Origin of the sequence: Paeniglutamicibacter gangotriensis Lz1y (genome assembly GCF_000348945.1) — a bacterium.
Taxonomy (GTDB): domain Bacteria; phylum Actinomycetota; class Actinomycetes; order Actinomycetales; family Micrococcaceae; genus Paeniglutamicibacter; species Paeniglutamicibacter gangotriensis.
Genome location: NZ_AOCK01000003.1, coordinates 23618 through 38776, shown reverse-complemented (window position 1 = coordinate 38776; position 15159 = coordinate 23618). Strand labels below are relative to the sequence as shown.

At 62.5% G+C, this 15159-nt stretch carries 12 protein-coding genes; 5 read left to right on the top strand and 7 right to left on the bottom strand.

Features of this window, described 5'->3' with window-relative positions:
• Positions 1–86: 86 nt before the first annotated feature.
• Both ADIAG_RS05485 and ADIAG_RS05480 read right to left on the bottom strand, forming a co-directional pair.
• Complete coding sequence (locus ADIAG_RS05485) at positions 87–857, bottom strand: SDR family NAD(P)-dependent oxidoreductase (RefSeq protein WP_043473661.1); 771 nt, start codon at positions 855–857, stop codon at positions 87–89.
• A gap of 43 nt (positions 858–900) precedes the next feature.
• Positions 901–2379, bottom strand: coding sequence for an aldehyde dehydrogenase family protein (locus tag ADIAG_RS05480; protein WP_007270329.1), 1479 nt, complete (start codon positions 2377–2379; stop codon positions 901–903).
• Between the two features lie 112 nt (positions 2380–2491).
• On the opposite strand from ADIAG_RS05480, the gene ADIAG_RS05475 reads away from it, so the two are divergent.
• Positions 2492–3646, top strand: coding sequence for a 3-isopropylmalate dehydrogenase (locus tag ADIAG_RS05475; RefSeq protein ID WP_043473659.1), 1155 nt, complete (start codon positions 2492–2494; stop codon positions 3644–3646).
• Positions 3647–3685: 39 nt separating this feature from the next.
• Here the strand turns inward: ADIAG_RS05475 and ADIAG_RS05470 are convergent, their stop codons facing one another.
• Positions 3686–3976, bottom strand: coding sequence for a hypothetical protein (locus tag ADIAG_RS05470; protein ID WP_007270327.1), 291 nt, complete (start codon positions 3974–3976; stop codon positions 3686–3688).
• Between the two features lie 299 nt (positions 3977–4275).
• Here ADIAG_RS05470 and ADIAG_RS05465 point away from each other — a divergent pair, with 299 nt between their 5' ends.
• On the top strand, positions 4276–5523 hold the full coding sequence (locus tag ADIAG_RS05465) for a serine hydrolase domain-containing protein (protein WP_007270326.1): 1248 nt from the start codon (positions 4276–4278) through the stop codon (positions 5521–5523).
• Between the two features lie 604 nt (positions 5524–6127).
• On the opposite strand, the gene ADIAG_RS05460 is transcribed toward ADIAG_RS05465, so the two are convergent.
• The 3 genes from ADIAG_RS05460 to ADIAG_RS05450 form a co-directional block, all read right to left on the bottom strand.
• Positions 6128–6781 (bottom strand): GntR family transcriptional regulator, encoded by a 654-nt coding sequence (locus ADIAG_RS05460; RefSeq protein ID WP_007270325.1) that lies wholly within the window; start codon positions 6779–6781, stop codon positions 6128–6130.
• 85 nt (positions 6782–6866) lie between these two features.
• Positions 6867–7619 carry an SDR family NAD(P)-dependent oxidoreductase gene (locus tag ADIAG_RS05455; protein WP_007270324.1) on the bottom strand — a complete coding sequence of 251 codons (753 nt, stop codon included), beginning with the start codon at positions 7617–7619 and terminating at the stop codon, positions 6867–6869.
• The gene (locus ADIAG_RS05450; RefSeq protein WP_007270323.1) at positions 7616–8386 is read right to left on the bottom strand and encodes an SDR family NAD(P)-dependent oxidoreductase; all 771 of its coding nucleotides are present in this window, start codon (positions 8384–8386) and stop codon (positions 7616–7618) included. The genes ADIAG_RS05455 and ADIAG_RS05450 overlap by 4 nt, the downstream gene beginning before the upstream one ends.
• 216 nt (positions 8387–8602) lie before the next feature.
• On the opposite strand from ADIAG_RS05450, the gene ADIAG_RS05445 reads away from it, so the two are divergent.
• The 3 genes from ADIAG_RS05445 (at position 8603) to ADIAG_RS05435 (ending at position 13506) form a co-directional block, all read left to right on the top strand.
• Positions 8603–10810, top strand: coding sequence for an alpha-ketoacid dehydrogenase subunit alpha/beta (locus ADIAG_RS05445; RefSeq protein WP_007270322.1), 2208 nt, complete (start codon positions 8603–8605; stop codon positions 10808–10810).
• Positions 10811–10838: 28 nt separating this feature from the next.
• Positions 10839–12092: a dihydrolipoamide acetyltransferase family protein gene (locus tag ADIAG_RS05440; RefSeq protein ID WP_007270321.1), complete on the top strand. Its 1254-nt coding sequence runs from the start codon at positions 10839–10841 to the stop codon at positions 12090–12092.
• 73 nt (positions 12093–12165) lie between these two features.
• Positions 12166–13506, top strand: a complete 1341-nt coding sequence (locus ADIAG_RS05435; protein ID WP_007270320.1) for an MFS transporter — start codon at positions 12166–12168, stop codon at positions 13504–13506.
• Positions 13507–13913: 407 nt separating this feature from the next.
• Here ADIAG_RS05435 and ADIAG_RS05430 read toward each other — a convergent pair whose 3' ends face one another.
• Positions 13914–14693 carry a type 1 glutamine amidotransferase domain-containing protein gene (locus ADIAG_RS05430; protein ID WP_007270319.1) on the bottom strand — a complete coding sequence of 260 codons (780 nt, stop codon included), beginning with the start codon at positions 14691–14693 and terminating at the stop codon, positions 13914–13916.
• Positions 14694–15159: the final 466 nt, after the last annotated feature.

Here is a 15159-nt window from a genome sequence, read left to right as displayed (position 1 = left end):
ACGTCGTGAAACCACAAATGGGCCGTGGTGCTTCCCTCAATTGAGGGAAGCAACACGGCCCATCTTGTTGAGACGAGGTTTTTAGTTTAGGACGGCGGGGTGAAGCGCCCGTCAATGGCAGTCCAGCCACCATCGACGGTGAGTACCGAACCGGTGACAAAGCTGGCTGCCTCCGAGGCCAGGTAGACCACGGCCCCGGCCAATTCCTCAGGTCGCGACCAGCGGCCCAGCGCGCTCTTGTTCGCGTAGGCGTCGTACCATTCTTGGTTGGCCTTGATCTGGGCGGTCAACGGGGTCTCCACCACACCCGGGGCAATCGCATTTACCCGAACGCCCTGGGGACCGAACTCGGCGGCGGCGGTCTTCAGCAGCTGGACCAGGCCAGCCTTGGTCGCGGCATAGACACCCTGTCCCGGCTCCACCACTGTCGCGCGGATCGAGGCGAAACCGGTGATCGATCCGCCCCCGTGCTGGGCCATGTTCGGGGCGAAGGCACGGATCAGTGAGAAGCTGGCTCGAAGGTTCAAATTCACCACGGTGTCGAACTCCTCCATGGAGTACTCGGCGATCCGCTTGCGGACGTTGGTGGCTGCAGTGAAGACCAACGAATCTAAATCCGTGTGTGCTGCGGATGCTGCGGTGACGGCTTCAAGGTCGGTGACATCCAGTGCGTAGGCGGTGGCCAGGGCCCCGGCGAGCTGGGCGGTTTCCGTGGCCGCCTCAAGGTTCCTGTCGGCGCATACCACCGTTGCTCCCTGGGCGGCCAGCGCCAGGGCAGCCTCACGACCGATTCCGCTGCCGGCACCGATCACCATGGCCTTGCGTCCGTCAAGGCGGAACAATTTGCTGTAATCCATTGCTGCGTTCACGTTCGTTTCCTTCGCTTGCTGCTGAGTTCTCTTAGGCCGGACGAATCATGGCCATGCGGGTGATGGTGAATTCCTCGATGGCCCACCGTGGTCCTTCGCGCCCCACCCCGGAGTCTTTGACCCCGCCGTAGGGCATGATGTCGGAGCGGAAGCCCGGGATTTCGTTGACCACCACACCGCCGACGTCCAAGCGATTAATGGCCTCGAAGGCGTTGGCCAATGAGCGGGTGTAGACCGCGGCTTGCAGACCATAACGGGAGTCATTGACCAAATCGATGGCCTCGTCGATGTTTGCGACAGTTTCTAGGCATAACACCGGACCAAAGATTTCCTGCGCCCACAAAGCGGAGTTGCGCGGCACCCCTAAGAGCACGGTGGGGCGCACCAGGGCATCGGTTCCGTCTTGATTCTCGGGGGCCGCCTCGGTTTCCAGGATCTGGGCTCCGGCGTCCAATGCCTCGTGGATCCAGGTCCGGATGCGGGTGGCGGAAGCGGCATTGATGACCGGGGCTACTCGGGTCGCTGGATCGCGTGGGTCGCCAACCACCACTTCGGGCATCCGGGCCGCGAGCTTGGTGGTGAATTCGGCGGCGATGTCCTGATGCAGCGCCACGCGCTGGATGGAGATGCAGGCCTGCCCGTTGGCGTAGAATCCGCCGCGGATCACCGCGTCTACGGCGGCATCCAGATCGGCATCGGCGTCGACGATCAGCCCGGTGTTGGAGCCGAGCTCGAGGACTACCTTGCGCGGCGCGGCGGCGCGGGCGATCTGGTGGCCCACGTCGGCCGAACCGGTGAAGGAGACTACCGCGGCGCGCGGATCGTTCACGAGTCTCTCGCCGACTTCTATCCCGCCGTTGACTAATTGCACGATCGAGCGCGGCAAACCGTGCTCGGCCAAGACCTCGCGGATCAGCGCCACCATCCACAAGGTGGCCAGCGGAGTATCGGGGGAGGGCTTGATGATGATGGGGCATCCGGCGGCCAGTGCCGGGGCGATCTTGTGACTCGCCAGCAGCACCGGGTAGTTGAAACCGGCGATACCCACCACAATGCCTGCTGGTCGACGGGTGTAGTAGCCCAGCATTCCTGTGCCCAAGGGCTGCAGATCGAGAGGGACCGTTTCGCCGGTCATCCGGGTGACTTCCTCGGCGGCTGCCTGCCAGGTGGTGAGTGTGCGTGCCATTTCCACGGCGCAGTCGATGGCGGGCTTGCCGGTTTCGAGCACCAGCAGCTCCTGCAGCTCTGTTCCGCGTGAGGCCAGGGCATCGTGGATGGCCATCAACAGTGCCCGGCGGGCTCCGGTGGTGGTTCCGGCCATGACCGCCTGCGTGCCGGCTGCCTCGTCCAAGGCAAGTGCCGCGGTGCTGGCATCGCCGCAGGGTGCCTGGCCGATGACCGAGCCGTCATAGGGGAAAACGACAGGTGAGCTGGTGGTGGACCCGACACCGTGCTCGCCCACGGGCAGCATCTGGGCCAACTGGGCGGGAAACGGGGAGCGGGTGCTCATGGGTGGTCATCCTATCCGGGGTCCGCCGTCGGGCCCGCTATTGAACGAGTGGTCTTACCAGTGATATAGGTAGACTACTGGTCAATGGCAGGACGATGCAATGGAGATCACAATGACAGCCGGTTCGACTACCCCCGCACGCACCTATTCACTGGCCGTTGTCCCGGGTGACGGGATCGGCCCGGAGGTGACAGGTTGCGCCTTGGCCGTCTTGGGCAAGGCCGAGGAACTCTTTGGTTTTGCCACCGAACGCGAGCATATTCAGGCTGGCGCCCAACACTATGTGGCCACCGGTGAGCTTTTCGCCGGACCCATCGAGGAGAGCCTACGGGGCAAGGACGCCATCTTGTTTGGTTCCATGGGCGATCCATCGGTGACCCCTGGCATCTTGGAGCGCGGCTTCATTTTGGCCATGCGCCAGGGGTTTGAACAGGCAGTGAACTTGCGCCCGGTACGGCTGTATCCCGGGGTGAAGACGCCGATCGCTGACCTGAGTCCCGAACGCTGCGACTTGGTGATCGTTCGGGAGAATACCGAGGGTGCCTATGTGGGGCGCGGCTCGACGGTGCATGCAGGAACAAAGAACGCCGTCGCGATCCAGGAATCGGTCAATACCCGGGCCGGTGTTGAACGCGTGATCGACTATGCCTTTCGCCTGGCGGCCTCACGACGCAAGAAACTGACGCTGTGCCACAAGACCAACATCCTGGTCGAGGCCGGGAGGCTGTGGAGCGACACTATGGCCGATGTTGCCAAGCGCTACCCGGAGGTGGAGACGGACTACGTCCACGTTGATGCCATGTGTTTCCACCTGCCGATCTCTCCGGAGCGTTTTGATGTGGTGGTGACCGATAATCTTTTTGGCGACATCATCACCGATCTTGGTGCGGTGATCCAGGGAGGGTTGGGTGTTGCCGCAAGTGCAAACCTCAACCTCGATGGCAGTGCACCGAGTATGTTCGAAGCGATCCACGGCTCAGCACCGGACATCGCCGGAATGGGCTTGGCAAACCCCGCCGGCGCGGTGCTTTCCTTGGCGATGTGCCTGGCGCACTTGGGTGAACCTGTTGCCGCCCATGCAGTGGAAACCGCTGTGGTGGAAGTCTTGGGATCCATGGAGGGCCTAGCTGGTGCTGCGATGGGTGGAACTACTATCGAGGTGGGCCAGCGCATCGTGACGGCTCTTGAAGCTGTCGCCAAGGGGAAAACTCCGCTGCTGGCAGGGCAGTCAATCATGGAGGCAATGGCTGCCGCCAAAAACAAGTAGTTGCCGGGGGCCGGTGCGGCCAAGGCCTCGAATGGATGATTACCGGTGGTCGGCTGGCCGGTTTTCCCTTGATGCTGAGGGGCGCATCACCTGCATGGCATCGATCTTGACCAGCGCCCGGTACGTCGCCGCAATCAGGAGGATCAGTCCCACAATGCCTAGCAGCCCTCCGAATACGCCTAAGCCTATGAAGACACCGTCCACGTTGGCTGAGGGATTGTCGAAAATCATCCAGGCATGGAACGTTACTGCAATGAAAACGATTAGTGGGCCGGCAAGAATCAGGCTGATACCGCCGACATAGAGCCCCGCAGAGTTTTTATACTCCAAGGTTTCCCCCTAATTTAGATGGAACCGATAATTCCAGATTACATGCCGAAGTTTTTGTCACGTTTCGCAGTTCTCAGTGCCTCGTTTTCGCCATGATTTCGGCTCCCTACCGGGGGGAAGACACCACCAGAGACTTCTCAACTTTCTTCACAGCACCGGCAGCCCACCGCTGTTATGCCGGCTGCCGGTACGTCATAGTCGGCTCCGCCCGGAGTACTGACGGAGTGGACTGGGGCGGGAGGGTTACCCAGTGGTAATGTCCATATATTCACTGGGGCAGCAACGGATAGGGAATACTCATGGACGGCACAAACTTGGATTACGTCCCGGCGGGTGTGGACATGAACAACTGGAAGCTGCCCGAGAACCTGCGCTGGTCCTTCCAACATATGGCCGACTTCCTGCCCACGGCTGCAATATCCCGAGGCGAGGGACCGGTAGCGCAGCTATCGGCGGCACTGCGTGACTTGGACTCGGTCATGGTGGCCCCGGCGATTCCCGGGGGAGCGCCGGTGAGTGTTGGCGCAATCATGAATACGACAGAGACCGACGGATGGATGCTCATGCACCGCGGCACGGTGCTCACCGAGCAGTACTTCGGAGAGATGGGCGCCCAGACCCCGCACCTGCTGATGTCCATGAGCAAGTCGCTGATCGGCGCGGTGGCCGGAGCCTTGTGCGACTCGGGGGTACTTCATGTCGACGCGCAATTGACCGACTACCTTCCCGAGCTTGCCGATGCCGGATATGCCGGATATGCCGGAGCGACGGTGCGCCAGTTGCTGGACATGCGCTCGGGCATTGAATTCTCCGAGAACTATCTGGACCCGAGCGCAGGGGTGCGGATGATGGAGCAGGCCATCGGTTGGTCCGCCCTCAGGGCTCCCGGGCCAACGGGCATGTACCCGTACTTGCGCACGTTGGTCCGCAAGACGGCCCACGGCGGAGTCTTTGAATACCGCTCTTGTGAGACCGATATGCTTGGCTGGGTCTGCGAGGCCGCAGCAAAGAGCCCCATGGCCGCGTTGATGTCCGAGCTGGTGTGGAGCAAGCTCGGCGCTGAATTCGATGCCACCATGGGCATCGACCAGTTCGGCACCGGGATATTCGATGGCGGGATCAACGCCACGATGCGCGACATGGCCCGTTTTGGTTCCCTCTTCCTGAACGACGGACTCTCACCGAGCGGCGAGCAGGTGCTCTCGAAAGAATGGATAGCCCAGACCTTTGCCGGGGCACCTGATTCCCGCGATGCCTTTGCCGACAGCCCGGTGGACAACCTGATGCCAGGCGGGATGTACCGGAACCAGATGTGGTTCCCGTACCCCGGCGACGACGTGGTGCTGTGCCTCGGGATCCACGGGCAGATGGTCTATATCAATCGTCCCGCCGAAGTTGTGGCAGTGAAGTTGTCCAGCTGGCCGATTCCGCAGGACCCAGCCCGGCTCTTTCCCACATTGCACGCCTTCGATGCCATCGCCGCGGCTTTGCTGGTCGAGGTCAACAGCGCATCACCGACACCGGTGGCACCTGCCGCCGCAAGTTAACAAAACAATAAGCTGCTCTGCCGCACCGGAAACCGCCTTCGGTGCCCTGGGACCCGTGACTTTGGATCTGGCTCTTTTCGTCCACTTCCCACCCTTGGCGAGCGCCTGACACCTGGCTCCTCCGGATGAACCGCGTGGTGAAAAACCTGCTGTTGACGGCCGTCAAGGTTCTCTGGGGCGCACGCTCTTGGAGGACGCGATACAAAGAATTGCAATTGGCCTTGTCACGTGGTCGAGATCTTGAAATCTCTGATTCGCTGACGGAGTTGAGCCTCCTCGGAGCGTCGGGGACTCTGAGCCTTGCCGTTCATGCGCCTCACCGGGGATCGCAACCGTACTAGTTCAATGTTCGCGTTGTGTCCGTTGCTCCATGCATCCAGAGCACTGGCATTGCCTTACCCGTTGCTCTCGGCGATGTTTCTTTGAACTCTAAAAGTCGCCAAAAGTCGACTGGCCTGGAGTACGAACATGGGCTCAAAGAGTTTCCGATTTTGGATCCACGGGGCGACATTAGTTACTTGATCGACGGGCGGAGAGTCGCGTTGTGTGGACAAAGCCACTGGGACACGGAGGGTGACAGTCGGCCTCGCTGTTTGAACAAGTGTCAGTCGGCTGCGGGGTCAAAAACTTCGGGGTGTCGGGCCAGTTCCAGTCGGGTGCGTCGTAGATGCGAGAACATGAGGCGTTCGGCGTCCTCGGCGTCCCGATGCTTGAAGGCCTCGAAGAGAAGCTTGTGTTCCGAATGGGTGATTTGCAGTCCCTCCCAGCCGATGATTTGGGAGTACGCGCGGCGGTAGTGCTCGGTGGTGTCCCACATGCGTTTCACCATGGAATAGAGGTTGTCCATGCGCGCTGGCTTGTAGCTTTCCAGGTGAAATTCGCGATCGGCAGCCAGATATCCAGTCACATCAGTGGCGTCTTCAATGGCCTGCAGTAGCCGCTCAAGATGATTAACGTCCGCTTCGGTGTACCTGGCAACGGCGCATGAAAGCAAAAGCGAATCCAGTCGTTCACGAATCAGGTAGGTTTCGGTGCATTCGGCCAAGTCCATGGCGGTGACCCATGCACCGGTATTGGCCACCAGCGTGACCAGTCCATCCGATTCGAGCATGCGCAGGGCTTCTCGCACCGGCAGGCGGCTGGCACCGAATTCCTCGGCCACCAGTTCCTGCAGGATGCGTTCGCCGGGCTTGCGCATGCCATCCAGAATTTCCTGACGCAGCGCCGCCGCAATGCGCAGGCTTGCGGACTTCTTCACCAATTGACCTCATTCTCGTCTGATTCGGATTCATCATATGACGTGGGAGGCGTTCGCGCTGAATTACGGCTACTCAGGGGCAGTATCAACCAGCCATGAAAAGCCCGCCATTGACGTGAAGTGTCTCCCCGTTGATGAAACTTGCGCCTTCGCTGGCTAGGAACACGGCGGCTTGGGCGACCTCCTCGGCGCGGCCGAAGCGGTGCAGCGGGGTCCCGGAGAGCATCGAGTCCCCGCGTTCGGCCACTAGGGCTTGGACCATCGGGGTGGAGATCGTGCCCGGGGAAACCGCGTTGACGCGGATATTTCGGTGCCCAAGTTCATGGGCGAGGGAACGGGTCAGGGCGATGACTCCAGCTTTGCTGGCCGCGTAGTGCGCGTGGTTCTTGCTGCCGCGGTGCCCTGCCACGGAAGCAAAGGTCACGATGGCGCCGCCGTCGTTCATCAGCGGGGCAGCGGACCGCAATAGCCGGAAGGTCCCGTCCAGATTGATGTCCATGACCTGGCGCCACAGCTCGTTGCTGGTTTCGATGACGGGAGACTCGGGGTAGATTCCGGCCACTGGAACCAGTACATCCACGGCTCCGAAGCGTGCCGCGGCCATGGACAGGGCCTCATCGATGGTCCATTGCGCGGAGGCGTTTCCTGCCAGTGTGGCCACGCGGCCCGGGGCCCCGAGCGCTGTGGCCAGCGCGGCCAGTGGCCCGGGGTCAAGGTCCAGCATGACCAGATTGGCCCCGAAATCGGCGAATAGGCGGCAGATCTCACGCCCAATGCCTCCGGTCGCCCCGGTGATCAGGGCCGTCTTGTTCGTGAAGTCGTAACGTGGGGTGCTCATTCGTACCAGTTCCCGTCGATGGTCAGGCCGCCGTCGACCATCATTAGATGACCTGTGACGTAGGAGGCGGCAGGGGATGCGAGGAAATTGATGACCTCGGCAATTTCTTGCGGTTCGGCAAATCGGCCCAGCGGGGTGCGCTTTTCGATGGGGGCCGCATCCAGCAGTCCCGACTCGATCTGCGTGGCTGTCAGGTTCGTGCGGACGTAGCCGGGTCCCACGGCGTTGACGCGGATGCCGTGGGGTGCCCATTCCACTGCCAACGTGCGCGTCAGCCCGCCGACACCGGCCTTGGACGTGGTGTAGCTGGCACGCCCCGGCATGCCCGAGTGCGCGGCGACCGAGGCAAGATTGACGATGGCCGCGCGCGGCGAGACCGCGAGCAGTGGGAATGCCTGTTGGCAGGCGCGCAGAGTGCCGGTGAGATTGATGTCCAGAACCCGGTTGAACGACGCGGGGTCGACCTGGTGGCTAGGCGCCGGGCGGGACAGGCCGGCGGAGTTCACCAGGGCATCCAGCGACCCTTCGGTGTCAGCGATCGAGCCGAAAGCGGCCACAACGTCCTGGTCGTTGGTGACATCGACCTCGAGGGCCCGCGCATTGTCCGGCCCGAGCCGGGCGACCGCGGTCCGCAGGTGGCTAGGGGATACATCGAGCAGCACGACGCGTCCGCCACCGTCGACCCAACGTTCGGCGAACGACAGGCCGATGCCTGCGCCGCCGCCGGTCACCACCGCTACGGGTGCTGTTGCGAGAGGGGATGCCATGGTTATTAATTCCTGCCGAAAATCGAGTGGGGTGGGACCTTGAACGAGTCTTTGGATCCATTTGTTCACTATTCTTGCATGAAAGTGTGAAATAGACGTCGTTTTCGTTTGCGTTGTATCCAATCTGTGGTTACATTGGATTTCCGAGACGGACATCACGTCACGACGATCAGACCTACCGGATGCCGGCGGGCCAAACCCAGCGGAGAACACAACATGCCAGAAGCACACCCCCTGACCCCGAACGTGGATTGGGTCGAACTTACGACCACGGCGGCGGACTGGGACGCCGCCGATCCCGGGCTGCTGCGCACCATGCTGGTGCAGATGCAGGTGATCAGGTCGTTCGAAGAAGCGGTGCTGGAACTTGCCGGCGCCGGCCTGGTCCACGGACCAGCCCATTCAAGCATTGGCCAGGAAGGCGGGGCCGTGGGCTCCGCCATCGATATGCGTCCCGGCGACGGCGTCAACGGTACCCACCGCGGACACCACCAGTTCTTGGCCAAGGCCATGTCCTACCTGGCCCGGGGAAACGGCGGCCGCATGGACCCGGGAAAGCCGGTATCTCCAGAACTGCAGAAATTGCTCCAGCGAACGTTGGCCGAAATCCTCGGACTGGAACAAGGTTTCAGTCGCGGCCGGGGCGGTTCCATGCACCTGCAGTGGCTCGAAGCAGGGGCCCTGGGGACCAACGCGATCGTCGGCGGGGGAGTCCCGCTGGCCGCGGGAAACGCCTGGGCGCAGCGCCACACGGACGCGGGGGCCGGGTCCAGCGATCTGACGGCAACCTACTTCGGTGACGGTGCCACAAATATCGGTTCTTCGCTGGAAACCATGAATCTTGCTGCCGCTTGGAAGCTGCCCCTGCTGTTCTTCATTGAAAACAATCTCTACGCGGTCTCCACCCACGTTGCCGATGTCACCGGTGAATCCCGGCTTTCTGGCCGTGGACCCGGGTTTGGGATCCGCTCCTGGCGTGTGGACGGCATGGATCCGTTGGCCGTTTACCTGGCCACCGAACAAGCCGCCGAGCACATGCGCGCCGGCCACGGCCCGGCGCTCATCGAGGCCCAGGTTTACCGCTTCTTCCACCAGAACGGCCCGTTTCCCGGAAGCGCCTTCGGCTACCGGTCCAAGGCAGAGGAAAAAGCCTGGCGTGAACGCGACCCGATCTTGCGCGTGGCAGAAGAACTGCTGCGCCGCGGACTGATGGACGGGGAGGCGATCTCCGCGATGACCACTGTGATCGACGCCGCCTGCGCCGAGGCCGTGGCGGCACTGACCGAGCAAGACCCCGAGTCGGCAAAGGAACGCCGCCGAATCCGCCCCGAGCTGTGGCCCGACCCCTCCTTTGTGGACGTGGGAATCCGCGGAGACGGAAGCGAACTGGCCAGCGCCCGTACCGCCGAGGCCGAGACCTTCGTCGGTGAGCTGGCCGAACGCCGGTTCATCGACGCGGTCGCCGACGTCATGGGCGCGAGGATGGACGCCGATGAGTCAATCGTGGTCCTGGGCGAAGACGTGCACCGGCTCAAGGGCGGAACCAACGGTGCGACCCGGGGATTGGTCGACGCACATCCGGACCGGGTGCTGGGAACCCCCATCGCGGAGAACGCGTTCACCGGGCTCGCCGGGGGCATGGCCATGGACGGTCGCTACAAGCCCGTGATCGAGTTCATGTACGCCGACTTCATGTGGGTTGCAGCAGATCAGTTGTTCAACCAGATCGGCAAGTCCCGTCACATGTTTGGCGACCAGGGAACCATGCCGGTGGTGTTGCGCTCGAAGGTCGCCATGGGAACCGGGTACGGCTCCCAGCACTCGATGGACCCGGCCGGGGTGTTCGCGACCCAGCCCGGGTGGCGCATCGTTGCCCCATCGACGCCCTTCGACTACGTCGGGGCCATGAACACCGCGCTGGCACTGAACGACCCGGTGATCATCATCGAGCATGTGGACCTCTATTCCTCCACCGGAGTGTCCCCGGTCTCCGACTTCGACCACCATCTGGAACTGGGCAAGGCAGCCGTACGTCGCGAAGGCAGCGAACTCACCGTGCTGACCTACCTGGCGATGGTCGCGCCGGCGCTGGCTGCCGCGGAAGAATCCCAGCTGGACACCGAAGTCATCGACCTGCGCTGGCTAGATAGGGCTTCCATCGACTGGGACACCATCGGGACGAGCATCAAGAAAACCAATAACGTGCTCATCGTCGAACAGGGCGCCCGAGGAACCTCCTATGGCGACTGGCTCTCCGACGAGATCCAGCGGCGCTACTTCGACTACCTCGACTCCCCGATCCAGCGGGTGACCGGTGCGGAGTCCTCGCCGAGCATCTCCAAGGTGCTGGAACGTGCGGCCTTCACCGGCCGCGAAGAAATCAACGCAGCGCTGGCAACCGCCGCCACCAACCTGGGCCGCTAGGCCCACCGGAACTGGAGAAACAGCTCTTATGGCAACCCTTGTGAAGATGCCGGCCATCGTGGCCGACGCCGACTCGGCGTTCCTCGCCGCCTGGCTCAAATCTGTCGGCCAAACCGTAGCGATCGGCGAGCCGCTGGCAGAAATCGAGACGGAAAAAGCCACGGTGGAAATGGAAGCCGACACCGCCGGCGTAGTGGCCCGCCTCCTGGTCAGCCCCGGGATCGACGTGGAGGTCGGCACGCCGATCGCCGTCATCGCCGCGGAAAGTGATGACGATGCCGCGATTGATGCGTTGTTGGCCGCTGCCGGAGCGGTGCCGGAGCCTGCCCTGGCCGGCGCACCGAGTCCCGGTGAATCCGACCCATGGCCCCAGGCCCCCTCGAATCCCGCGGATCGGGCACCGGCCGCGCCGCGGGTCTTTAGCTCCCCGTTGGCCCGCCGTCTGGCGCGCGAGCTAGAGGTAGACCTCGCCGTGCTCGTGGGAACTGGCCCGTCCGGCCGCATCCTGCGCCAAGACGTCGAAGCCGCCGCCGCGTGTTCTACCCCCGTAGCGGAGCCTCCGGCCCCCGAACAGCCGGCAACGGAGCCCGATGCCCTGGCAGAGGGCACCGAACGCATCGAACTGACCCGAATGCGCCAGGTCATTGCCCGCCGGCTGACTGAATCCAAGACCACCGTCCCGCACTTCTACCTCACCGTTGATGTGCGCATGGACGAGCTGCTGGGACTGCGCAAGCAGATCAATGCAGGGGCACCCCGCAAGATCACGGTCAACGACCTGGTCGTGCGTGCGATGGCGTTGGCCCTCAGCGAGGTGCCCGAAGCAAACTCCACCTGGGACGGGGACGCGATCATTCGCCACCGCCATGCCGACATCTCGGTGGCCATCGCGACCGAGACCGGGCTGTTGACACCGATCGCACGCCGCGTTGAGAGCACCTCGATCTCCAAGCTTTCCGCCACGATCGCCGACTATGCGCAGCGCGCGCACGCCGGCAAGATCCGCCCGGAGGAATTGGCCGGAGGAACCTTCACCGTCTCGAACCTCGGAATGTTCGGCACCAAGGAGTTCTCCGCGATCCTGAACCCGCCGCAGGCAGGGATCCTAGCCGTGGGGGCCGCGGAACCACGTCCCGTGGTGAACGACGGAGAACTGTCCGTGGCCACGGTCATGACGTGCACGCTTTCGGCCGACCACCGAGTCATCGACGGTGCCGTGGCCGCCCGGCTCATGCGCGTCTTCAAGGAGCGGATTGAACATCCGCTCTCGATCCTGCTGTAGCGCACACCCTCCCACCAACCCACTAAAATCGTGTGTGCATGGTCGCCGCCCTGCACCAGACATAAGGACAGCTATGAAAGCACTCGCTTCGCTGAAGCCCGGCAACCCGGCCTATGTGGCAGCCATGAACAAGCTCAACTTCCGCAAACTCATGCCGTTGTTGATTCTCGCCTACATCATTTCGTTCCTGGACCGGACCAATATCGGCATGGCCAAGGACCGCTTGGAAATCGACCTGGGGATCAGTGCCGCAGCCTACGGGCTCGGCGCCGGGCTCTTCTTCCTGGCCTACGCGGCATTGGAAATCCCCAGCAACCTGATCATGCACAAGGTCGGTGCCCGCTTCTGGATCACCCGTATCATGATCACCTGGGGCGTGCTTTCGGCCTGCATGGCGTTTGTCGTCAATGACACTTCCTTCTACATCATGCGGGTCCTGTTGGGCGCCGCCGAGGCGGGACTGTTTCCGGGTGTGATGCTCTATCTGACCTATTGGTTCGGTCGCGATGTACGGGCGCGGGCAAATGGCTACTTCCTGATCGGTGCCTGCATTGCCGTCGTCGCCGGCGGTCCGCTGGGCGGCCTGCTGCTGGAAATGGAAGGCATCGGCGGCTGGCACGGCTGGCAGTGGATGTTCATAATCGAAGGCATCCCCGCTGTGCTGCTGGCCTTCGTGGTTTGGAAGCATTTGCCGAACCGGCCCCAGGACGCCAAGTGGCTCACGGCCGAGCAATCCTCCGAATTGGAATGCCGCCTCGCGGCAGAACAAGCCGAGTCGATCGAGGCCTCCGGCACACACTCGTTCTTCCAGATCTTCAAAGACCGCACGGTCATGCTGGCGATCTTCATCAACCTAGCCCACCAGGTCTCCCTGTACTCCGTCACCTACTTCCTGCCCAGTGTCATTGCCAAGTCCAATGACATGGCACCGTGGCTGGTCGGATCCCTGGCTGCGGTCCCGTGGCTTTTCGGCGCCCTTGGGGCACTGTTCATCACCCCGCGTGCCAACACCCCGCAGAAGAGCAAGAACTTCGTGATCATTGGCCTGATTGCCATGAGCGTCGGCACGACCATCGGTGTGCTGGGCGGCTCGGTGCTGAGTCTGGTCGGCTTCGCGTTGGCCGGCCTGTTCTGGTTCGTGGTCCAGCCGATCATGTTCTCGGTGCCCGGCACCCGCCTGAACGGGGTCACCCTCGCCTCCGGCCTGGCCCTGATGAACACCATTGGCATCACCGGAGGGTTCTTCGGACCGACCATCATGGGTGCGGTGGAATCCCGTACCGGCAGCGGGCTGGGCGGTCTGTGGTTCGCCATCGGCCTGCTGCTGCTGGCTGTTGTTGCGGCCTGCTTCCTGCAACTGGACCCAAAGAAGGTCCAGACGAAGGGCGACAAAAAGAACCTGCAGGACGCCTAGGCCCCGGCAAAACGGGGGCCAGCCACTGCTGGAAAACCAGAGCGGACCTTTCCTGCGGAATAGCAGGAGAGGTCCGCGTTTTCGTGCCCCGACGGTGTCAGCCCAACTCCAGTAATTCGGTGGTGCCCGGCATGGAAGTGGGGGGTAAAGTGACCAAATGGTCCTTGGTGCGTGAACGCAGCTTCCCGACGGACCGGAACCGTACTAACCCGTGTCAGTGTGCGGCTTCATTTTCGAGATGAATCGGTCTGGAGGAGTCGACCCCGGCCAACAACATAAGAAGCGGCGGGATGCACCGGGAAGCGCTGTGGCAACCCCCGGCACAGAGACGTTCAAATTTGCCGGAAACGACAACTGGCGGTCGTCCCCTCGAGGGGACGACCGCCAGTCACAGTGAACTGTTCGTCTTAATGCTCAGGGTGCGCCTCTGCTGCCTTCTTGGCCGCCTTTTCGGCGTCCTTCTCGGCCCGCACGGCGTCGGCCTCGTCCGATTCCTCGGCCTTCTCCTGGTGGATGGCCTCCGCTAGGAGCTTCTCCATTTCCTTGGCCACACCGGCGGCTGAGGCGGGGTTCTGTCCAGTGACCAGGCGTTCGTCAACTACGACGTTTTCCGCCCAGTTATCCGCTGGCACGTGGGTTGCTCCTTGTTCTTCCAGCCGATCGGCTAGGAAGAATGGGATGATTTTGTCCTTCTCCGCGGCAACTTCTTCGTCGTTGGTGAAGGCAGCCACCCTGCGTCCCTCGACGAGGCGGAACCCGTTGTCGAGTTCCACGTTCACCAGACCGGCAGGGCCGTGGCAGACCGCGCCGACTACGCCGCCGGTGTTGTAGACGTTAGCCACGATGTTTTGCAGGCCTTCGCTGTCTGGGAAGTCCCACATGGTGCCGTGGCCACCCACGAGGTAGACGGCGTCGTATTGGCTGGGGTCGATGACGTCGACTCGGGCGGTGTTGTAGAGACCGGCGCGCGTGGTCTCGTCTTCGGTGAAAGCAACTTGGATGGGATCTTCGGTGTCCACGGTGTCGCGCGGGGGCTGGCCGCCCTGGATGGAGGCGAAGTCAACGAAGTGCCCGGAATCCTTGAAGACCTTCCAAGGGTGCGCGGCCTCGGCCACGTTGTAGCCGGTCGCCTCTCCCGTATCGCCGATCTCGGAAACGCTGGTCAGAACCATGAGAATTTTCTTCATGAAGTGCTCCTTTCGTCCTCTTCCCACCCTAGGGGAGTGCCCGTGACCTGCCTACCCCCTGATTGATCTGCCGCACCGAAGTTCGCTTTCGCGAACAGTAAGAACCATGCGGATTCAATAGGCGGTTACTTGATTACCAAGGGTCGCGGTAGGCGATCGGTTCTGGGACTTTCTATGTGCTTCCGACGGCTGAGACTAGTTTCCGAAAGGACCGGCTGTTGGGAACGTGGAGAACCGCGGTTGGAGATTTCAGCACTCTCGTCCAACCCCAGATGGGACCATTCGCACCGTTGTAGACCCCGGGAATACGGTCTCCTTGATCACGTTTACGCCGCCGTCATGGGGGAGCGCCCGGCCGAAATCATCCAGATGGAACTTGACCTGTTGGACTAGCCCGGCTATAGCAGCATTCGATCGGGTGCCTAGTCACCCCGAGAGGGGCGGTATCACATCATTGTGCAGCCGT

Bases quoted from the DNA above. Each gene is read 5' to 3' on its own strand.
- ADIAG_RS05450 (WP_007270323.1), bottom strand. From the start codon at position 8,386: ATGGCATCCCCTCTCGCAACAGCACCCGTAGCGGTGGTGACCGGCGGC.
- ADIAG_RS05480 (WP_007270329.1), bottom strand. From the start codon at position 2,379: ATGAGCACCCGCTCCCCGTTTCCCGCCCAGTTGGCCCAGATGCTGCCC.
- ADIAG_RS05435 (WP_007270320.1), top strand. From the start codon at position 12,166: ATGAAAGCACTCGCTTCGCTGAAGCCCGGCAACCCGGCCTATGTGGCA.
- ADIAG_RS05445 (WP_007270322.1), top strand. From the start codon at position 8,603: ATGCCAGAAGCACACCCCCTGACCCCGAACGTGGATTGGGTCGAACTT.
- ADIAG_RS05430 (WP_007270319.1), bottom strand. From the start codon at position 14,693: ATGAAGAAAATTCTCATGGTTCTGACCAGCGTTTCCGAGATCGGCGAT.
- ADIAG_RS05465 (WP_007270326.1), top strand. From the start codon at position 4,276: ATGGACGGCACAAACTTGGATTACGTCCCGGCGGGTGTGGACATGAAC.
- ADIAG_RS05455 (WP_007270324.1), bottom strand. From the start codon at position 7,619: ATGAGCACCCCACGTTACGACTTCACGAACAAGACGGCCCTGATCACC.
- ADIAG_RS05440 (WP_007270321.1), top strand. From the start codon at position 10,839: ATGGCAACCCTTGTGAAGATGCCGGCCATCGTGGCCGACGCCGACTCG.
- ADIAG_RS05475 (WP_043473659.1), top strand. From the start codon at position 2,492: ATGACAGCCGGTTCGACTACCCCCGCACGCACCTATTCACTGGCCGTT.
- ADIAG_RS05485 (WP_043473661.1), bottom strand. From the start codon at position 857: ATGGATTACAGCAAATTGTTCCGCCTTGACGGACGCAAGGCCATGGTG.